Source organism: Streptomyces sp. NPDC030222, from assembly GCF_055573115.1.
Genome location: NZ_JBVICA010000035.1, coordinates 22,306 through 42,197, shown reverse-complemented (window position 1 = coordinate 42,197; position 19,892 = coordinate 22,306). Strand labels below are relative to the sequence as shown.

At 70.6% G+C, this 19,892-nt stretch carries 18 protein-coding genes, 2 tRNA genes and 1 pseudogene; 17 read left to right on the top strand and 4 right to left on the bottom strand.

Annotated features, from left to right (window positions below; genetic code table 11):
• Positions 1–228 (top strand): annotated as a pseudogene (locus ACZ4Z5_RS32325) (UTP--glucose-1-phosphate uridylyltransferase); the annotation flags it as partial.
• A 188-nt stretch (positions 229–416) separates the two neighbouring features.
• Here ACZ4Z5_RS32325 and ACZ4Z5_RS32320 read toward each other — a convergent pair.
• The 3 genes from ACZ4Z5_RS32320 to ACZ4Z5_RS32310 all read right to left on the bottom strand — a co-directional run bounded on the left by ACZ4Z5_RS32320 (position 417) and on the right by ACZ4Z5_RS32310 (position 4,826).
• A complete protein-coding gene (locus tag ACZ4Z5_RS32320) occupies positions 417–2,693 on the bottom strand; it encodes a glycosyltransferase family 4 protein (RefSeq protein ID WP_468269654.1) in 2,277 nt (758 codons plus the stop codon).
• Positions 2,690–3,946 (bottom strand): glycosyltransferase, encoded by a 1,257-nt coding sequence (locus tag ACZ4Z5_RS32315; protein ID WP_468269652.1) that lies wholly within the window; start codon positions 3,944–3,946, stop codon positions 2,690–2,692. The genes ACZ4Z5_RS32320 and ACZ4Z5_RS32315 overlap by 4 nt, the downstream gene beginning before the upstream one ends.
• Positions 3,947–4,229: 283 nt before the next feature.
• Positions 4,230–4,826, bottom strand: coding sequence for an acyltransferase (locus tag ACZ4Z5_RS32310; RefSeq protein ID WP_468269650.1), 597 nt, complete (start codon positions 4,824–4,826; stop codon positions 4,230–4,232).
• 350 nt (positions 4,827–5,176) lie between these two features.
• Between ACZ4Z5_RS32310 and rplU the strand changes: the two genes are divergently transcribed.
• From rplU to ACZ4Z5_RS32270, 8 genes are all read left to right on the top strand, one after another.
• A complete protein-coding gene (gene rplU, locus ACZ4Z5_RS32305) occupies positions 5,177–5,497 on the top strand; it encodes a 50S ribosomal protein L21 (RefSeq protein ID WP_114036861.1) in 321 nt (106 codons plus the stop codon).
• A gap of 14 nt (positions 5,498–5,511) precedes the next feature.
• A complete protein-coding gene (gene rpmA, locus ACZ4Z5_RS32300; RefSeq protein ID WP_053761072.1) occupies positions 5,512–5,766 on the top strand; it encodes a 50S ribosomal protein L27 in 255 nt (84 codons plus the stop codon).
• Between the two features lie 122 nt (positions 5,767–5,888).
• Positions 5,889–7,325, top strand: a complete 1,437-nt coding sequence (gene obgE / locus ACZ4Z5_RS32295; RefSeq protein WP_468269648.1) for a GTPase ObgE — start codon at positions 5,889–5,891, stop codon at positions 7,323–7,325.
• Between the two features lie 399 nt (positions 7,326–7,724).
• Positions 7,725–8,831, top strand: coding sequence for a glutamate 5-kinase (gene proB, locus ACZ4Z5_RS32290; RefSeq protein WP_468269662.1), 1,107 nt, complete (start codon positions 7,725–7,727; stop codon positions 8,829–8,831).
• A gap of 126 nt (positions 8,832–8,957) precedes the next feature.
• Positions 8,958–9,428: a hypothetical protein gene (locus tag ACZ4Z5_RS32285; RefSeq protein ID WP_468269646.1), complete on the top strand. Its 471-nt coding sequence runs from the start codon at positions 8,958–8,960 to the stop codon at positions 9,426–9,428.
• A 379-nt stretch (positions 9,429–9,807) separates the two neighbouring features.
• A complete protein-coding gene (locus ACZ4Z5_RS32280; protein WP_468269644.1) occupies positions 9,808–11,091 on the top strand; it encodes a glutamate-5-semialdehyde dehydrogenase in 1,284 nt (427 codons plus the stop codon).
• A 66-nt stretch (positions 11,092–11,157) separates the two neighbouring features.
• The gene (locus tag ACZ4Z5_RS32275) at positions 11,158–11,760 is read left to right on the top strand and encodes an SCO2584 family spore wall biosynthesis protein (RefSeq protein WP_468269642.1); all 603 of its coding nucleotides are present in this window, start codon (positions 11,158–11,160) and stop codon (positions 11,758–11,760) included.
• A 228-nt stretch (positions 11,761–11,988) separates the two neighbouring features.
• The gene (locus tag ACZ4Z5_RS32270; RefSeq protein ID WP_468269640.1) at positions 11,989–13,068 is read left to right on the top strand and encodes an SCO2583 family membrane protein; all 1,080 of its coding nucleotides are present in this window, start codon (positions 11,989–11,991) and stop codon (positions 13,066–13,068) included.
• A 429-nt stretch (positions 13,069–13,497) separates the two neighbouring features.
• On the opposite strand, the gene ACZ4Z5_RS32265 is transcribed toward ACZ4Z5_RS32270, so the two are convergent.
• The gene (locus ACZ4Z5_RS32265; RefSeq protein ID WP_468269638.1) at positions 13,498–14,577 is read right to left on the bottom strand and encodes a M48 family metallopeptidase; all 1,080 of its coding nucleotides are present in this window, start codon (positions 14,575–14,577) and stop codon (positions 13,498–13,500) included.
• A 248-nt stretch (positions 14,578–14,825) separates the two neighbouring features.
• On the opposite strand from ACZ4Z5_RS32265, the gene ACZ4Z5_RS32260 reads away from it, so the two are divergent.
• The 8 genes from ACZ4Z5_RS32260 to ACZ4Z5_RS32225 all read left to right on the top strand — a co-directional run bounded on the left by ACZ4Z5_RS32260 (position 14,826) and on the right by ACZ4Z5_RS32225 (position 19,874).
• Positions 14,826–14,990, top strand: a complete 165-nt coding sequence (locus ACZ4Z5_RS32260; protein WP_468269636.1) for a hypothetical protein — start codon at positions 14,826–14,828, stop codon at positions 14,988–14,990.
• Between the two features lie 38 nt (positions 14,991–15,028).
• Positions 15,029–15,646 (top strand): nicotinate-nucleotide adenylyltransferase, encoded by a 618-nt coding sequence (nadD, locus tag ACZ4Z5_RS32255; RefSeq protein WP_468269634.1) that lies wholly within the window; start codon positions 15,029–15,031, stop codon positions 15,644–15,646.
• 19 nt (positions 15,647–15,665) lie between these two features.
• On the top strand, positions 15,666–17,465 hold the full coding sequence (locus tag ACZ4Z5_RS32250; protein ID WP_468269632.1) for an LCP family protein: 1,800 nt from the start codon (positions 15,666–15,668) through the stop codon (positions 17,463–17,465).
• 134 nt (positions 17,466–17,599) lie between these two features.
• Positions 17,600–18,028: a ribosome silencing factor gene (gene rsfS / locus ACZ4Z5_RS32245; RefSeq protein WP_468269630.1), complete on the top strand. Its 429-nt coding sequence runs from the start codon at positions 17,600–17,602 to the stop codon at positions 18,026–18,028.
• Positions 18,025–18,678, top strand: a complete 654-nt coding sequence (locus ACZ4Z5_RS32240) for a histidine phosphatase family protein (RefSeq protein WP_468269660.1) — start codon at positions 18,025–18,027, stop codon at positions 18,676–18,678. Before rsfS ends, ACZ4Z5_RS32240 begins: the two co-directional genes overlap by 4 nt.
• Before the next feature lie 108 nt (positions 18,679–18,786).
• Positions 18,787–18,859, top strand: a tRNA-Ala gene (locus ACZ4Z5_RS32235).
• A 373-nt stretch (positions 18,860–19,232) separates the two neighbouring features.
• Entirely contained in the window at positions 19,233–19,466 is a 234-nt protein-coding gene (locus ACZ4Z5_RS32230; protein ID WP_030494108.1) for a hypothetical protein, read from the top strand.
• A 335-nt stretch (positions 19,467–19,801) separates the two neighbouring features.
• Positions 19,802–19,874: transfer RNA gene (locus tag ACZ4Z5_RS32225), tRNA-Ala, on the top strand.
• The last annotated feature ends 18 nt before the right edge of the window (positions 19,875–19,892 follow it).

Genomic DNA, 19,892 nt, shown 5'->3' with positions numbered 1-19,892 from the left:
GGTCGGGGTGGGGAGATCCAGCTGACGGATGCGCTGCAGAAGCTGGCCGCGGACGAGAAGCTCGGTGGGCCGGTGCACGGTGTGGTGTTCAAGGGCCGTCGGTACGACACGGGTGACCGGGGTGACTACCTCCGGGCGATCGTCCGGCTCGCCGCCGAACGCGAGGACCTCGGACCGGAGTTCCGCAGCTGGCTGCGTCGCTATGTCGCCGAGGAGATCGTCGACTGACCCTTGAGTCGGTGGCCGGTGGCCGGTGGCCGGTGGCCGGTGGCCGGACCGCTGGGTCCGGGTCGCGCCCGCCGCCGGGCACCGACTGCCGGAGCCGGCTCATGGAAAACGGCTGGTCCCCGCCTCCTCCGAGGCGGGGACCAGCCGTTCTTCGTCTGTCAGGACCCGTCGGGAACCCGGCGGATCCGTCAGGAACCCTGGCCCGGGTTGTCGTCCAGCACCGGAAGGTGCTCGAACAGACCGCGGTCCATGTTGTTGGTGACGTGCAGGTGCGGATGTGCCTGGGCCCAGCGCCACGCCGTCGACGTCGCGTTGGTGTCGCACACGAACACATGGTCCGTCAGGTCCAGCCGCAGCTGCGGCACGGCCTCCCGCTGCGCGAGCCGCGCGAAGATCTTCGGACGCACCACCTTGTAGCCGCGCTGGAACACCTTCTTGTGGAAGTTGTTAGCTGCCTTGCTGTGGACGCGCCGGGCGACCTTCACGGCCCATTCCGGGGCGGCCTTGTCCCGCTGCCGGACGGCGATCCGGTCGGCACGGCGGAGCACCGCACGCGGCGCCCGGTACACGACGAAGCGCTCACCGCGCGGAATGACCAGCTGTGCCTCGGCGGCCTCGATGTTGAGCACATGGACCCGCGGGTCGAGCGTCGTCCGGGTCCAGGCGTTCTCCCTGGCCGTGACGAGGTCGACCTGCACACCCCGCTCGGCGAGGAAGTTCGCGAACGCGGCGACCCGGCGCGGGCGGCCCGGGGTGAAGGCGAGCAGCACCGCACGGCCCGGGGCGGCACCGTCGGCCGAGACCGGAGCCTGCACGGGCTCCACGCCCTTGGCGGTGGCGACGGCCTTGGCCGCCTCGGCGGCGTCGCCCTCCTCCGCCGTCTCCGGCTCGGCGGCCGGCGGTTCGAGGGCGGGTGCGCGGTCCTCGTACAGCTCGATGAGCTGCCGGCCGACGACCTCACGGCTGTACTTGGCGACCAGGTGCTCACGGGCGGCCGCGAGGTCCAGCTCGTGGAAGCGCTCCCGCAGACCCCAGTAGGCGTCGGTGATGACCTTCGGGTCCTCGCTGACGTCCATGAGCGCGCCGGCCAGGTGCTCGATACCCGCCAGCGTCTCCTCGGGGCCGAAGCTCTTGGTGACGAGGACCGGCAGGCCGGCCGCGTTCGCCTCCACGATGGTCATGCCGAAGGTCTCGAAGTGGCTCGCGTGCACCAGCAGGTCGAACTGGTGCATGAGGCCGTTGACCTCCTCCGGCGGCACGGGCGGGAGGATCCTGAAGCGGTCGCCCAGGCCCAGCTCCTTGCCGCGCTGCCGCAGCTGCTCCTCCAAGGCGCCCGCGCCGACCAGCGTCAGCGTCGCCTCGGGCTCCTTCTCGGCGACCTGCGCGAAGGCCTCCAGCAGGGTGGTGACGCCCTTGTGCGGGATCAGTCGGCCCAGGTACAGCCAGTTCAGCAGCTTCTCGGACGGCTTGGCCTCCGGGGTGAACTGCTCGAAGTTGATCACGTTCGGCACGATGCGGATCTTGCCGGCGTGGTGCGGGAACTCGCGCACGATCTGGTCGCGCAAGTAGCTGCCGACGCACAGGAACTCGTCGGCGCGGTGCAGCACCGCGTCGTACAGACGACGACCCGCCGACTGCTTGAAGATCTTCTCCAGGAAGGTGGAGTGCTCCGTCACGATGATGCGCGCGTCGGGGCGGCCGAGGTGCATCGCCATCGCACCGGCGTAGATCGCGGTGTGGGCGTGGATGACGGGCGCCTCGATACGGCCGGTCGGCAGCGCCTTGCGCAGCGCCGTCTCCTCCGCCGCGGACCAGGCGGCGTACCGCCGGCGGCTGGTCAGCGGAACCGGCACACGGGTGACGACGCCCTCCGGCGTGTCCAGGACGGGGATCAGCTCGCGGCGGTCCAGGAACCGGTCCGCGGTGACCTTGATCGCGTCCTCCAGCAGCGCGTCCGCGCCGCCGGCCCAGTCCTCGGTATGGAGGATCGAGACCCGCTCGAAGTGCTCGGCCACGGCCTCGGTGGCCGCCTGCACGAACGACCCGGCGAAGGGGTTGTTCGGCGAGGGGTACCAAGGGGAGATCACCGCGAGGTCGGCGGGCTCGGTGACCCGGCCGTCGTTCTCGTACGGCTCCAGACGGAACTCGAGGCCCGGGCGCCGGCGAAGCGCGGCCCAGGCGACCGGCAGGGCCTGGGCGTCACCGGCGATCAGCAGGTCGGCGCTGCGCAGCGGGCCGTTCTTGGCGACGACGAGGTTGCGGGCGGCGCGCCAGGCGGAGCCCTTCTTGTTCCGCTTGACGCGGACCACGCGGACGCCGGGGATCTCCGGGAAGTCGTCCCACTCGGGGCGGTCGGCGACGACCAGGACGACACGGCGGCCCTCCGCGGCCAGCGACTTCACATGGGCACGGGTGCCCCGGACCCGGAATTCGCCGAGCGCGAGATAGAGGACGTGGGTGCTCATCGGGTTCCCTCCACCAGCTTGCGCATGCGCTCCTCCCACGGCCCGAGCGTGGCCGCCCGGGTGTACTTGTGGGCGTGCTGGACGGCCTGGTCGTGCTGGGTGCGGTCGACACCGCGGGCCGCCTCGGCGGCGGCGATGAAGGACTTGGCGACCTCGTCGGCGGTGAGCTCGCTCCCCGCGAACCACAGGGGGTAGCCGTCGAGGACCTCGGTCGCGGCGATGTCGGGCCGGTGCACCGAGACGATCGGCTTGCCGGAGGCCATGTACTCGAAGACCTTGCCGGAGGTGACGTACTTCGCGCCGGGCACGCAGAAGACCAGGGCGTCGGTCTCGGCGTACACGGCCTTGGCCTCGGTCTTGCCGAAGGCGCCGCGGTAGCGCACGCCGATGTTCTCGTCGAGTGGCAGGCGCTCCATCAGCGGGGCCACGTCACCCGGGAAGAAGCCGAGATGGCCGTGGATGTCGAGCTCGGCGTCGCGCAGCAGCGGGTGGCTGCGGGCGATGCGCCAGCCGTCGAAGAGCTCCTCGAGCGGCAGGTACGACGTCACGGTGCCCAGGTAGCCGAAGCGCAGCGGCCGGTCCTCGGCGGGCGGCACGAAGTCCTGGTCGCCCATGAGCTCGGGCTCCCACCCGTTCGGCACCACCGTCATACGCTCGGCGGCGTACGGATAGCGGTCGATGTGCCACTGCCGCATGCCGTCGTTGACGAAGACGATCTCGGAGGCGTCGCGAAGGACCTTCGCCTCCCATTCGAAGGCCTTGCTGCCTTCCTTGAACTTCAGCTCCTCGGTGAACTGGTTGAACGTCCACGAGTCGCGGTAGTCCACCGCGTACGGGATTTTCAGCAGCTTGCTCAGCACCTGGGCGGCGGCAAAGGAGACGAAGGGATTTCCGGTGGCGACGATCAGGTCGAATTTCTTCTTGAAATGCGCCTTGACCGCGCTGGAGAGGACACCCGGAATCCAGGTCAGGTAGTGCTCGGGGAATACCTTGCTCTGGAACATCTTGTACACGGCCCCGGCGAGCGTCGGGAAGTTCCGCCGCAGCCTGCCGAACTGCCGGATGTCCTTCTCCCAGGCGTAGTAGGACATCGGCGGGCGCACGACCTCGACCCGCGGGTCGACGGTGTCTTCGAGCGAGGGGTCGCAGGCATCCTGCAGATACGTCTCGAAGAATTCACGCGGAGCGGTGTAGACGGATACGTCCCAGCCGGCTTCGGCGAAGTGGTTCGCAGTGGCACGGGCTCTGAACACACCACTGGCGCGGCTGGGCGGAAAATAATACGCGAGGTAAAGAACGCGTGGACGGCGTCCGCGTGGTCCAAGCGGCATGGCGGTGGTGGAACCCTTCCTCGAGACACGGCAGGGAAAGCTTACCCGAGCCGCAATCTGCATGCCCCTCTATTGGGGGCTATGTCCGGTTTGCATATTGCCTTGTCGGCGGATTGTTGCACGGCCGCATTCGGTGTGTGACATGACGAAGGCCGGCCCGGGCCGGGGCCGGACCGGCCCATTCGTTCAGACGCGCGATCAGTGATCAGCGTTCCGTCAGAACGCCGTCCTTCTCGTCGTACAGCACGCCGGTCTGCGGGCACTCCCACACGCCCTGCTCGCCCTCGCGCTCCACCAGCCGCACACCGGCCCGGCCGACCCAGCCGATCCGCCGCGCGGGCACACCGACGACCAGCGCGAAGTCCGGCACGTCCTTCGTCACGACGGCACCGGCGGCGACCATCGCCCAGCGGCCCACCCGGACCGGGGCGACACACACCGACCGGGCGCCCAGCGAGGCGCCCTCGGCGACCTTCACGCCGACGGCCTCCCAGTCGCCACCGCGCTTCTGCTTGCCCTCGGGGTCCACCGAGCGCGGGTTGTGGTCGTTGGTGAGCACCACGGCGGGACCGACGAACACGCCGTCCGCCAGCTCGGCCGGCTCGTACACCAGGGCGTAGTTCTGCAGCTTGACGTTGTTGCCGATCTGCACGCCGGTACCCACATAGGCACCGCGGCCGACGACGCAGCCCTCACCGAGACGGGCGTTCTCGCGGATCTGCGCGAGCTCCCAGACGCTGCTCCCCGCCCCGATCTCGGCGGTCTCGTCGACCTGGGCGGTGGGCTGGACCCTGTAGTTCACTCTGCTGTCTCTTTCCGGCGACGGCGGAACCTTGGCTTCGCGGGTGAGCATACGCGGCGCCCGGAACGCAATGGTCCGGGAGGTGCCGCGTTCGGCCACGCCGGGGCAACAGGGGATCACGGACACGTGGGCGCCCCGACCCCTGGCCCCGGTTTGACCCCTCAAACCTGGCCCCGTAACCTTGACCCTCGGCGTGTTTCCATGCGCGCCAGCTCCTGAGCACCTTCCTTCCGCGTCCGGCGCTCGCGCCCGGCGGGAGAGGCCGCTCGTCCACTCCGGATCGTCGCGGGCCCCGGCCCGTGTGGGCGGCTGGCATCAGGGGTTCCGTTCCGAGCGAGAGTGAGATCCGCGTGTACGCCATCGTGCGCAGCGGTGGTCGCCAGCACAAGGTTGCTGTCGGCGACATCGTTGAGGTTGACAAGATTTCCACTGCCAAGGTTGGCGACACGGTCGAGCTCTCGACCCTGCTCGTTGTCGACGGCGACGCCGTGACCAGCGACCCGTGGGTGCTGGCCGGCATCAAGGTGACCGCCGAGGTCGTGGACCACCACAAGGGCGCGAAGATCGACATCCTTCGCTACAAGAACAAGACCGGCTACCGCCGCCGCCAGGGTCACCGTCAGCAGTACACGGCGATCAAGGTCACCGGTATCCCCACGGCTGCGAAGTAAGGGACTGAGGAGAGATGGCACACAAGAAGGGCGCATCGTCCACCCGGAACGGTCGCGACTCCAACGCTCAGCGGCTCGGCGTGAAGCGCTTCGGCGGTCAGGTCGTCAACGCCGGTGAGATCCTGGTCCGTCAGCGTGGCACCCACTTCCACCCGGGTGCGGGCGTCGGTCGCGGTGGCGACGACACCCTGTTCGCGCTGGAGGCCGGTGCGGTGCAGTTCGGCACCCACCGTGGCCGCAAGGTCGTGAACATCGTTCCGGTCGCCTGATCCAGGCACCCGTAGAACGAAGCTTCGCGGAGGCGGACCTCACTTCCCGTACGGGAAGCGGGTCCGCCTTTCGCGTGTTACGCAGTAGACATTTCCGTACGTACTGATCTGGAGGCACATCCATGACCACCTTCGTGGACCGCGTCGAGCTGCATGTCGCCGCGGGTAACGGAGGCCACGGCTGCGCCTCCGTGCACCGGGAGAAGTTCAAGCCGCTCGGCGGCCCCGACGGCGGCAACGGCGGACGCGGCGGTGACGTCATCCTCACCGTCGACCAGTCCGTCACCACGCTGCTCGACTACCACCACTCGCCCCACCGCAAGGCCACCAACGGCAAGCCCGGCGAGGGCGGCAACCGCTCCGGCAAGGACGGCCAGGACCTCGTCCTGCCGGTCCCCGACGGCACCGTCGTCCTCGACAAGAACGGCAACGTCCTCGCCGACCTCGTCGGCCAGGGCACCACCTACATCGCCGCCGAAGGCGGCCGCGGCGGACTCGGCAACGCAGCCCTCGCCTCCGCCCGCCGCAAGGCGCCCGGCTTCGCCCTCCTCGGCGAGCCCGGCCGGGCCGGCGACATCGTGCTGGAGCTCAAGACCGTCGCCGACGTCGCGCTCGTCGGCTACCCCAGCGCCGGCAAGTCCTCCCTGATCTCGGTGCTCTCCGCCGCGAGGCCGAAGATCGCGGACTACCCCTTCACCACGCTTGTCCCGAACCTCGGAGTGGTGACCGCCGGATCCACCGTCTACACCATCGCCGACGTCCCCGGGCTCATCCCCGGCGCCAGCCAGGGCAAGGGCCTCGGTCTCGAGTTCCTCCGGCACGTCGAGCGCTGCTCCGTGCTCGTCCACGTCCTGGACACGGCGACCCTGGAGTCGCACCGCGACCCGGTCAGCGACCTGGACGTCATCGAGGAGGAGCTGAAGCAGTACGGCGGCCTCGACGACCGTCCGCGCATCGTCGTCCTCAACAAGGTCGACATCCCCGACGGCAAGGACCTCGCCGACATGATCCGCGCGGACCTGGAGGAGCGCGGCTACCACGTCTTCGAGGTGTCGGCGGTGGCGCGTACGGGCCTGAAGGAGCTGTCCTTCGCCCTCGCCGACATCGTCGCCAAGGCGCGCGCCGCGAAGCCGAAGGAGGAGGCGACCCGTATCGTCATCCGTCCGAAGGCCGTGGACGACGCCGGCTTCACCGTGACGCAGGAGGAGGACGGCCTCTTCCGCGTGCGCGGCGAGAAGCCGGAGCGCTGGGTCCGCCAGACCGACTTCAACAACGACGAGGCCGTCGGCTACCTCGCCGACCGTCTGAACCGCCTCGGCGTCGAGGAAGAGCTGATGAAGGCCGGTGCCCGCGCGGGCGACGGCGTCGCCATCGGTTCCGAGGAGGACGCGGTCGTCTTCGACTGGGAGCCCACCTTGATGGCCGGCGCCGAGATGCTCGGCCGCCGCGGCGAGGATCACCGCTTCGAGGCCCCGCGGCCCGCGGCCCAGCGCCGCAAGGACCGCCAGGCGGAGCGCGACGACGCCGAGCGCGAGTACGACGAGTTCGACCCCTTCTAGGAGGCGTCGGCGGGCCGCCGACCGTTCGGGAACGGTCGGCGGGCCGCCGACCGTTCGGGAACGCCATGGAGGACCGCCGCTTCGCGGGAAGCGGCGGCCTTCTGGTCTGTCCCTCCCCTCAGGCGTCCCTCTCCCATACCGCGGGCGCCTCTGTGCGCCGCGTGCTCCCCGGCGTACGGTCCGAGGGCGCGAGCTGCCGAGGGAGAGCACGGCTCCGCACCGTTGCCGCACGCATCGCCGTGCGCGGCGGCACCGTATGCGCAGCCGTACGCACGGGCCCGAAGACCCCGCCCGGCGGCGCCGGTTCCACCGGTCCGAGTCCAGCGGATGAAACCCCCGCGCAGCCGCCGCGCCCTCTGTCATAGATTCGGCTCTGTGACAGAGGCAAGGCAGCAGCACGTGACAGAAGCCCGCCGGATCGTGGTGAAGGTCGGATCGTCGTCCCTCACCACCGCGAGCGGCGGCCTCGACGCCGACCGTGTCGACGCACTCGTCGACGTCCTGGCCAAGGTCCGCAGCGGCGGCGAGAAGGAGATCGTGCTGGTGTCCTCCGGCGCCATCGCCGCAGGACTCGCCCCCCTCGGGCTCCGCCGCCGCCCCAAGGACCTCGCCCGCCAGCAGGCCGCCGCCAGCGTCGGCCAGGGCCTGCTCGTCGCCCGTTACACCGCTTCCTTCGCCCGCTACGGCGTCCGCGTCGGGCAGGTCCTCCTCACCACCGACGACACCAGCCGGCGCGCCCACTACCGCAACGCCTACCGGACCCTCGACCAGCTCCTCGCCATGGGCGCGGTCCCCGTCGTCAACGAGAACGACACCGTCGCCACCGACGAGATCCGCTTCGGCGACAACGACCGCCTCGCCGCGCTCGTCGCCCACCTCGTCCGCGCCGACCTCCTCGTCCTCCTCTCCGACGTCGACGGCCTCTACGACGGCGATCCCAGCACCCCCGGCACCTCCCGCATCGGCGAGGTCCGCGGCCCCGACGACATCGCCCACGTCCAGATCGGCAGCGCCGGAAAGGCAGGCGTAGGCACCGGCGGGATGGTCACCAAGGTCGAAGCCGCCCGGATCGCCGCAGCGGCCGGCATCCCCGTCGTCCTCACCTCGGCCGTCCGGGCCGCGGACGCCCTCGCCGGCCGTACCACCGGCACCTTCTTCCACCAGACGGGCCGCCGCTCCGCGGACCGTCTCCTCTGGCTCCAGCACGCCTCCACCCCGCAGGGCTCCCTCACCCTGGACGACGGGGCGGTCCAGGCCGTCGTCCGGCGACGCACGTCGCTCCTCCCCGCCGGCATCGCGGCCGTCGAAGGCGAGTTCAGTGCCGGAGACCCGGTGGAACTCCGCGACACCGCCGGAAACGCCGTGGCCCGAGGACTCGTCAATTTCGACGCCAAGGAGATCCCCCGGCTGATCGGTCGTTCCACCCGCGAACTCGCCAAGGAACTCGGTCCGTCCTACGAACGCGAGGTCGTACACGCGGACGATCTGGTCGTCCTTCACCCCTGAAACGGCTGAAAGTCCGGACCCGTAGTTGCGGACCTTTCGCAAAACCGCCCCGCGCCCGGCTGCGGGCTGCTCAACTTTGTGGCGGGCATACAGCACCAGAACGCAACGCATCACAGGAGGCCGCCGGTGAGACGAGCGCGCCCCGGGGCGCCGTCCCGAGGGACTGGGGAGCGGACCCTGACCAGTGTCGGAGCGGGGGTCGAGCACGACGGAGCAAGCGAGCACGACGGAGCCGAGCAGGCCGGGCCCGAGGAACTGCCCAGGCTCTGGCACATCACGCTCAGCGTCTCGGGCGCCGAAGCCCCGCTGAAAGAGGTCAGACGCGGCCTGGAACAGCTGGCCCACGACCACCCGTTCCTGCTGACCAGCCGGTACGCCAACGACCACGCCGAGATCCGCTACTGGGAAGAGGCGCGCGACCTGCACGACGCGGCTGCCGTGGCGCTGCGCCTGTGGGGCGAGCACCGTTCCACCGCCAAGCTTCCGCCGTGGGAGATCGTCGGCCTGGAGGTCATCGACCGCGCGACCTACCACCAGCGCCTCGCCGAGGGGTACGGGCCGCTGCCGGCCGCGCCCGTGGGGGTGCACCCCTACTAGCGTCGCCGGGCCGAGGCCGGGCAGCGGCCGAGCTGCGCGACAGGGCCGACCGGGTCACCGGGCCTCGCAGCGGCCGCCGGTCCCTGGTCCCCGGTCCGCGACGGGCGTCGGGCGGTCCGGCAAGGCCTTGCCAGGCGCTTGCCCAGCGAGACCGGTCGGCCCCGGTGCTCCGGTCCGCCGGGAGCCCCGGAGCCTGCCGGGACCGGAGGCCGGCAGCGGCGAGGCGTAACCGTCCCGGGCGGGGCGCGGGCTCTCGCGCTCCCTGAGCGGGAGCCACCTCGCCCGGTGCGGGAGCCCACGCGGGACCGCGGAACCCTCGGATGTCTCGGAGACCGGAACCATTCGTGGTACCCCCAGGGGGAGGGTTTAGTCTGCGGGCATGACCTCGCTCTCCTCGCCCGAATCCCTGTCCCCGGTCCTCCAGGCCGCGCACCGTGCCCGCACCGCGGCCGCCGAGCTCGCGCCGCTGCCGCGGGCCGTGAAGGACGACGCGCTGCACGCGATCGCGGACGCGCTGGAGGTACGGACGCCGGAGATCGTCGAGGCCAACGCCGTCGACATCGCCAAGGCCCGTGAAGCCGGCACCAGCGAGGCCATCATCGACAGGCTCACCCTCACCCCGGAGCGGGTGCGTGCCATCGCCGCCGACGTGCGCCATGTGGCCGCGCTGCCCGACCCGGTCGGCGAGGTCGTACGCGGCTCGACCCTGCCCAACGGCATCGATCTGCGGCAGGTCCGCGTTCCCCTCGGCGTCGTCGGCATCATCTACGAGGCCCGGCCCAACGTCACCGTCGACGCGGCCGCCCTCTGCCTGAAGTCCGGCAACGCCGTCCTGCTGCGTGGTTCCTCCTCCGCCTACGCCTCCAACACGGCGCTGGTCGGCGTCCTGCGCGACGCCGTCGCGGGCGCCGGGCTGCCCGCCGACAGCATTCAGCTGGTGCCTGGCGAGAGCCGTGACTCCGTGCAGGAGCTCATGCGGGCCCGCGGTCTCGTCGACGTACTCATCCCGCGCGGCGGCGCCTCCCTGATCCGCACCGTCGTCGAGCAGTCCACCGTTCCCGTGATCGAGACCGGCACCGGGAACTGCCACGTCTACGTGGACGCCCAGGCCGACCTCGACATGGCCGTGGACATCCTGATCAACTCCAAGGCCCAGCGGGTGAGTGTCTGCAACGCCGCCGAGACGCTCCTCGTCCACCGCGACATCGCCGACGCCTTCCTGCCGCGCGCCCTGGACGCGCTCGCCGAGGCCGGCGTGACCGTGCACGGCGACGAGCGGGTCCTCACCCTGGCGGAGGGCACCAAGGCCACCGCCGTCCCGGCCGGCGACGAGGACTGGGAGGCGGAGTACCTCTCCTACGACATCGCCGCAGCCGTGGTCGACACCCTGGACGCCGCCGTCGCGCACATCCGGCAGTGGTCATCCGGCCACACCGAGGCGATCGTCACGACCTCCCAGGCCGCGGCCCGCCGCTTCACCCAGTTGGTCGACTCCACCACCGTCGCGGTGAACGCGTCCACGCGTTTCACGGACGGTGGTCAGTTCGGATTCGGCGCCGAGATCGGCATCTCCACGCAGAAGCTGCACGCCCGCGGTCCGATGGGTCTGCCCGAGTTGACCTCGACCAAGTACATCGTCACCGGAGACGGTCACACCCGGTGACGGGAGAGTGCGGTCAGTTCGCCGCACTCCCTGCCCAGAAGCCCCTCACAGGGCTACGCTGAACGCGTGCCGGACGACGTGGGGGGCAGGCCGTTTCAGGACGGCTGGGAGCCCGACGACGACCGCGGAGGCGCTGACCAGGACTTCGCCTCCGTGGTGTTCGACGAGGACTTCGTGAGGGCCGCCGAGATCCATGAGCCGAGCGCGGCCGAAAGGCTGCTGCTCGCGGCCCAGTCGCGCGCCGAGGCCGAGGCTTCCAGGGCCCGCACCGCCGGGCCGGTGGGGGACGACGACCCTTACGAGGACGGCCCCGATACGTACGGCCCCCACTGGCACGAACAGCGCCCCTATGACGATGCCTGCGACCCGTCCGGGGCCGGGCCGGCCGGTGTCCGCCCCTACGGGCGGTACGGCGGCGTGCTCCGCCCCTACCGCGGCCGTGCCCGCTGGCACCGCCACGTCGCGTGGGTCCTGGCGCTCGTGATGGGCATGGGAATGGTCGCTCTCGCCTTCGCCGCGGTGTACCGCGGTGCCTCGCACAACCAGGAGGACCAGGCCCCGGTTCCCGCGACGACGGGTGTGGACAGCGCGCCGGAGAGCGGGACGGCGTCCGTCCCGGGCGCCTCCCTGCCCCCGCGCCCCGTCCCCGCGGTACCTCGTACCCCCTGATGCCCTGATGCGGATACGCCAGTCCGGGCCGGACCACGATTCCGGGTTCCCTCGCGATCCGGGCAGAACCACACCGGGTGAACCGCGAACCACCCCTGGGTGAGCCGCTCCGGCCGCACACGCCCTGAGCAGGCAGGCGGCACCTGCCGGACGGGCCGGTGAGAACTCGTCAGAACTTGTCATGCACTGCCGCGTTTACCCCTGCCCGTCCCGACCTACCCTGAAGATATGGCCAGGCGTGGAGAGCCACCTGAGGGGACACCCGAGGGTCTCCCCGGCAGTGGTGACGACGAGTACCGCTCCGTCGTCTTCGACGAGTCGTTCGTTCGTGCTGCCCGTCTCCAGGAGTTCTCGGCACGGGAACGGATGGGCGAGCACGCCCAGGCCGTCCGCAGCCGCCCCGTCTGGTACCGCCGCGGCTCCGGCACCCAGGCCCTCCTCCTGGTCCTGCTGATAGCCCTGGCCTTCGGAACCGCCATCTACATGGGCGTACGCCACCCCTACCAGCCGCCGCCCGCACTCCGTGCCGAACCGCTCAGGGCGACCGTCATACCCCTGGCGCCCCACGGAGCGGTGCCGGGCGGCGTCCCCGAGAGACTGTTCGAGAAGGGCCCCGCGGCGGAGTACCGCAACGGTGCCGCCGGGATCACGATGCCGCCGGCCCTGCGCACCGCACACTTCACCGAGAGCCAGGTCGTCACCGCCCTCGCCATCGCCAAGGACTACCTCGTCGAATCCTCCCTCGATCCCGATGTGCTGACCGGCGGCGAGGTGCGTTCCGTCCGCGTGCTCGTCGACCCGGACCAGCTGGAGCAGTTCGACCGCAGCATCCACTCGCCCTCCGACGACGGGGTCCATGCGGCCACCGGCTGGCTGGTCCGCCTCGACCCCGCGACCGCGTCCCTCGCCGACCCCGAGGTCAGGGTCCAGGGCGAGCTGCACGTCGCCGAGGCCCCCGGAGGAGGCGCTCTCGACGTCACCTCCGACCACACCTTCGCGTACGCGGTCCATCCCGTCGGCACGGTGCCCACGGCGAAGGACGGCGCGTCGCTGTTCACGGTCCGCCGTGAGATGACGTTCCGCATCGACCGCGACGACCTGCGCCGCCACCAGACGGAGATCAGGGTCAGCCGCATACAGGCCGGCCCGCTGTCCTGCGGCTCGGACACCACGAGCGGGTTCCGCCCGCTGCTCGCCGGCCAGAAGGCCACGGGAGCCGGCCCGGCCGACACCGACCCGTACGCCACCGGCCCGGCCAACCCCGCGCTCTGCGGCACCCTCGACCCCACCGCGCAGCCCTCGTCCTAGGGGTGTCCGGTAGCCCTGGGGCATGTCCGGTGACCCTCGCGTGAGGTGCAGAACCCTCGCCCGGCTGCCCGGAGCGCCATCGGAGTGCTCGCCCGGACTGTCACGGGACCGTTCGCACCCTGTCGTGGAACCCGGAGGCCCGCAGGGGCGGGACCGGGCCGTGGACGGCCCGTCCACCACTCCGTGACGGCCGGACGGCGCGGATCACCCCCTGGGGAGATCCGAACCGCGCCCACGGGGCGGGCACAACCTCGTGCGGGCCACGGAGACGGGCGCCGGAGAGGCCGGAGCCCGAGACCGCGGGGAGGGGAGGGGGCGGAGAGACCCGGCCGGAGAGGCCGGACCGGTGAGACCGCAGACGCCGGGCGGGGCGGACCGTCCCGCCCGCCGGCCCGCGTCCGGTGCAGTCGGCGCGGCGTCCTCCGTGGCTCAGCCCTCCGAAGGGGCCTCCTTGCCGTTGGCGCTCGACGAGGAGGACCCTCCGGCCGCCGCACCCGTGAACTTGTCGCGCAGTCGGCCGCCGAGGTCTCCCGCACCTCCGGCTATGTCGCCCACCAGCTTCATCAGGGGATCCTTGCTGGTGCGTACCGAGTCGGCGTAGTGCGCCGCGGACTCGCGGAAGGAGTCCTTGACGGAGGCGTCCTTGTCACCGTCCCGGTGCGGGTAGTGCCCGTCCATGATCCGCTGGTGGTCGCGGCTCTCCGCCCACTTCTTGAGCTCGGCGGCACGGACCGTGGTGAACGGGTGTGAGCGCGGCAGCACGTTGAGGATCTTGAGGACCGAGTCGCGCAGGTCGCCGCTCGACTCGTACTCCTCCGCCTGCTCCAGGAACGCGTCCACGTTCATCTCGTGCAGGTGGTTGCCGCCGGCGATCTTCATCAGGCCGCGCATCGAGGCCTGGATGTCCTGGCCGACCAGCAGTCCGGCACGGTCGGCGGACAGCTCGGACTTCCGGAACCACTCGCGCAGGGCCGTCACGATCGCCATGATCGCCACATTGCCGAGCGGTATCCAGGAGATCTTGACCGCCAGGCTGGTCAGGAACAGCAGGATGGTCCGGTAGACGGCGTGCCCGGAGAGGGCGTGCCCCACTTCGTGGCCGATGACCGCCCGCATCTCCTCCTCGTCGAGCAGCTCGACCAGGCCCGTGGTCACCACGATGATCGGCTCGTCGAGGCCGATGCACATGGCGTTCGGCTTGGGGTCCTGCACCACGTACATCGGCGGGACCTTCTCGAGGTCCAGGATGTAGCAGGCGTCCCTCAGCATGGCGTGGAGGTGCGTGAACTGGGCGTCGCCGACCCGCACGGAGTCGGACAGGAACATCAGCCGCAGACTGCGCTCGGGCAGCAGCCCGCTGAGCGCCTTGAAGACCGTGTCGAAGCCGGTCAGGCGGCGCAGCGCGACCAGCGCCGAACGGTCCGCCGGGTGCTCGTACGCCCGGGACGAGATTCCCGGGAATCGCTTGCGCTGCCTGCTCGGCACGTTCTCGTTGGTACCGCCGGTCATCGGTTTCCCCCTCTTTCCTCACGAGTCCTGCTCGTCCCCCTGGCAGACCCCCACCTTAGGCGCTGGACTCGACGAGCCCCCCGACCCTGTGGACAACATCCTGTGGACAACCCGGGGACGTGCTCCGTCGCGCGTCGAATCGGCGACGGTGATCCCACAACGACTGAGTCGGCGTGAGCGTGCCCGGGGCCGCCGCATACGATGTGCGCGAAGTCTCCGCTCCGACTCCCGAATAGGTCCTGCCGAAGATGAGCATCCACAGCACCGCAGCCGCTCTCGTCACTCTCGCGTCCGAGGGCACGGAGCACGGCGGCAACCACGACAGCCTCAACCCGTACCTGACCGGTGGCGGTGCGCTCTTCGCGCTGCTCCTGCTGCTGTGGATCACCACCCGCTTCAACCGCGACCGCTGAGCCGGGGCCGCTCCACCGGGCCAGTAGGCTCTGCACGCATGGGAGAGCAGGAAGTGCCTACCGGTCCGGTCAAGCGCCGACTCGGCGTCATGGGCGGGACATTCGACCCGATCCACCACGGGCACCTCGTGGCCGCGAGCGAGGTCGCCTCGCAGTTCCATCTGGACGAGGTCGTCTTCGTGCCGACGGGCCAGCCCTGGCAGAAGGGCCACAAGCACGTCTCGCCGGCCGAGGACCGCTATCTTATGACGGTCATCGCCACTGCCTCCAACCCGCAGTTCTCGGTGAGCCGGATCGACATCGACCGCGGCGGTGCGACGTACACCATCGACACCCTGCGCGATCTGCGTTCCCTCAACCCCGACGCGGACCTCTTCTTCATCACCGGCGCCGACGCCCTCGGGCAGATCCTGACGTGGCGCGACGCCGACGAGCTGTTCTCACTCGCGCACTTCATCGGCGTCACCCGGCCGGGCCACATACTGTCCGACGACGGACTGCCCGAGGGTGGCGTCTCCCTGGTCGAGGTGCCCGCCCTGGCCATCTCCTCCACGGACTGCCGCCAGAGGGTCGCCCGCGGCGAGCCCGTCTGGTACCTCGTTCCTGACGGCGTGGTCCGCTACATCGACAAGCGCCGGCTGTACCGCGGCGAGTGAGCCACGGAGAGGGGCCCCGGTGAACGATCAGTACGACCCTTACTTCCAGCCGCAGGTCATCGGTTACGACGAGTACGGCCGGCCGGTGTACCAGCAGCAGCCCGAGGCTCCCGACGACCCGTACGGCAGGGCGCAGCCGCCGGCTCAGCCCCAGCAGCCCCCGGCGCAGGGTTATGGCTACGACCCGTACGGCGCGACACACGTCTCCTACGACCCTTACGCCCAGCCGCAGCAGTACCAGCAGCCGCACCCGACGCATGCGCACCCCGCGCAGCCCGGGCATGGCTACGGCCACGACGGCGCCGGATCCGGATACGGAGGCACGCACGAGGCCGGATACGGCTCCGGATACGGGTATGACACAGGCCCGCAGCCCGCTGCCTCGGACACCACCCGGCAGTGGATCCCCCAGCAGGCCCAGACCTCCGGCCCCGGCGCCCCCGGCCGACGGATGGCGGACCCCGCCGAGCCCGAACCGGTACTTCCCGGGCAACGCCGTGGCGAACCCGATCACCCGGCCGGGGCGGACCACCCGGTGACGGGGTCCGGCGTGCGGGACGAGGCCCAGTACCACACCGGGCAGTTCTCCTTCGTCGAGGACCCGGACGAGGAGTCCGGGGACGTCATCGACTGGCTGAAGTTCACCGAGAGCCGCTCGGAACGGCGCGAGGAGGCCAAGCGCCGCGGCCGCAACCGTCTTGTCGCCCTCGTCGTCGTCCTGGCGCTGGCCGTGGTCGGCGGCGTCGGCTATCTGTGGTCCGCCGGAGTGCTGCCGGGAACGTCCGGCACGGAGACCGCCCGGACGGCTGCCGCGGGCCCGCAGAAGCGGGCCGTGATCGTGGTCCACCTCCACAACACCAGGCAGGGCGGCACGTCGACCGCCCTCTTCGTGGACAACGAGACCACCAAGCACGGCACGACGGTCCTGCTGCCGAACGCACTGTCCGTCTCCAACGACGACGGGACGACCACCACGCTCGCCAAGTCCGTCGAGGACGACGGCTCGGCCGGGACCCGGGAGGCGCTGAGCACCCTGCTCGGCAGCGGGATCACCGGGACCTGGCGGCTGGACACCCCCTACCTGGAGAACCTCGTCGAGCTGGTCGGCAACATCGAGATCGACACCGACACCGACGTGCCCGGCACCAAGAAGGGCGAAGCACCTCTGGTCACCAAGGGCGAGGACCGGACCCTGGGCGGCAAGGCGGCCGTCGCGTACGCCACCCACCGCGGTCCCGGCGAGCCGGAGGCGACACAGCTCCAGAGGTTCGGGCAGGTCATGTACAGCATCCTGCGGAAGATGTCGGACGACCCCGAGGGCGCGACGACCACCGTGCAGACACTGGGCCAGATCCTCGACCCCTCGCTCCCCGAGCAGGATCTCGGCGCCTCCCTCGCCAAGCTCTCGCAGTACGCCAAGGGCGGCGACTACACCACCGCCCTGCTGCCCGTGGAGGGCGACGGCACGCTCAGCCAGAAGGCCACGGACAGCGTGGTCAAGGACATCCTGGGCGGCACGATCAGCGCCCCCGAGCAGGGTTCCGCGGTCCGCGTGGTCGTCCGCAACGCCAGCGGCGACCAGGACGCCACCGAGGCGGCCAGGATCGCCCTGGTCAACGGCGGCTACACGTTCGTCGACTCCGGGAAGGCGGCCCCCGCCGCGCTCTCGCAGGTGGTCTACGGCGACGCCGCCCGGAAGCCCAGGGCGGTGGAGGTCGCCAAGACCCTCGGACTGCCCGCCACCGCGGTGAAGCAGGGCAAGGCCGCTGCGAACGCCGAAGTGTCCGTCGTGCTCGGCAGGGACTACGACGCCGAGTAGTGACGGCTGCCGCGCGAGTGCCCCGGTGCCGCGCGGCGGGCGACGCCGACGGCTCCGGGACGTTAATGCCGTGGGGGCCGTCGGCGGTCCGTGAGACCCTTGAAGGGTCCCGACCGCCGACGAAAGCCTCAGTAGTGACCGCCACGGACCGTTCCATCGAGCTCGTCAACACCGCCGCCCAGGCCGCGGCCGACCGGCTCGCGCACGACATCATCGCCTACGACGTCAGCGACGTACTGTCGATCACCGACGCCTTCCTTCTCGCCTCCGCTCCCAGCGACCGCCAGGTCAAGTCGATCGTCGACGAGATCGAGGAGCGCCTCCTGAAGGAGCTCGGCGCCAAGCCGGTGCGTCGCGAGGGCGACCGGGAGGCCCGCTGGGTCCTGCTGGACTACATCGACATCGTCGTGCACGTCCAGCACAGCGAGGAGCGCGTCTTCTACGCGCTGGAGCGCCTGTGGAAGGACTGCCCCGAGCTTCCCCTCCCCGAGGACGCGGTCAGGACCCGCGGCAAGGCGGAGGAGCACGCCCGCCTCACCGGTGCGGACGGTGATCCGAACTGAGCGGCAGCAACGGCGGCCGGGGCCGCCGCATCGTCCTGTGGCGGCACGGCCAGACCGCCTGGAACCTGGAGCGCAGGTTCCAGGGGTCCACGGACATCGCCCTCACCGAGACCGGCCGCGCCCAGGCGCGCCGTGCCGCCAGGCTGCTCGCCGCACTGAAGCCGGACGCGATCGTCTCGTCCGATCTCCAGCGGGCGGCCGCGACCGCGGACGAGCTGAGCACCGTGACCGGTCTCGACGTCTCCCGGGACGCCGCACTGCGCGAGACCTACGCAGGGGTCTGGCAGGGCCTCACCCACGATGAGATCGTCGCGCAGTACGGCGAGGAGTACGCGGCGTGGAAGCGCGGCGAGCCCGTGCGGCGCGGCGGCGGCGAGCTGGAGACCGAGGTCGCCGACCGGGCGGCTCCGGTCGTCCTCCGTCACGCCGACAAGCTCGGCGACGGCGGCACCCTCGTCGTCGTGAGCCACGGCGGCACGATCCGCACCACCATCGGCCGGCTGCTCGGCTTCGAGCCGCGCCACTGGGAAGGCCTGGGCGGTCTGTCCAACTGCTGCTGGTCCGTCCTCGGCGAGGGCGCCCGCGGCTGGCGGCTGCTCGAGCACAACGCCGGCACGCTTCCGGAGCCCGTCCTCGGAGACGACGACTGACCACCCGGGCGGCCGCCGGATGGGCCACCGGTCGAGCGGATTTCGCTTTCTGCTGGTCACTGGGTTAGAGTTCTACTCGTTCAAGGCGCCCACGGCGTAGAGAACTGCGGGGCTATAGCTCAGTTGGTAGAGCGCTTGCATGGCATGCAAGAGGTCAGGAGTTCAATTCTCCTTAGCTCCACAGCCAGGATCCCGTCCCCCTGCAGGGGGACGGGATTCTTCGTTCATCCGGTGTTCCGGGGTCGGCGGCCACGACGGCCCGCCGTTCCGGGCGAGTTCGGGCGGACGGTCGACTCTTCGGTCGCACTTGCACCCAGACTCCACTGACGCCTTGCGCGTTCATGGCAGAATCGCAGGGCCGGGGGGAGGACCGAACGGGAGGGAGCGCGATGTCGGCGAGCCGCGATGAGGTCCCCGATCTGCCCGGCACCACGGACACGTCAACGGGTCTGAGTTGTCCGTCATGCGGATCCCTCCATGTCGCCCAGGTCCTGGGGGACAACGGCGGGATCTCCTATGTCTGTACGGCCTGCGGCCACATCTGGAGCTGATCGATGGGTGCTCACAGGCGGAAGTGCGACTGGTGCGGAAGCGGCACGCCCATCGTCCGGGACATGGATCCGGTCAATCCGGACTACCAGTACTGGTGTGAGGAGTGCGCACGCGCGCTGATCATAAAAGGCGACCCCATCGAGACCTACCGGGAGCTCGAAGGGGAGCCGATCTACGGTCGGCTGCTCGACGAGCACTGCACGCTGAAGAGGTTCTACTCGTTCGCCACGGCGTGAACGTCCGTCGGAATCACGGGGGCATCTCCAGGGGGCGGCGTCCGTCGCGAGCGCAATGTCCTGACCGCAAGGGTCCGCCCCGACGTCTGACCGACCGCCTGCGCCTGAGCGCAAGGGCCCGTCCTGACTGTGAGTACCGGGGCCTGACCGTGAGTGCCGTCGTCCGGCGGTCGTAGCAGTCGGCGGCAGCGTGTCGCGGCATCCTGGGACACAACGAGACCATGACGAAACAGGGCGAATCGGGACAAGCTCGCAATCGATTTGGTGAAGCGCCGGGGAACCCCGTAATGTTGTCGACGTCGCCGGGGGAAACCCGAGGAAACGGCGGACAGCAAGGGGCTATAGCTCAGTTGGTAGAGCGCTTGCATGGCATGCAAGAGGTCAGGAGTTCAATTCTCCTTAGCTCCACAGAACGCAGGAAGCGGG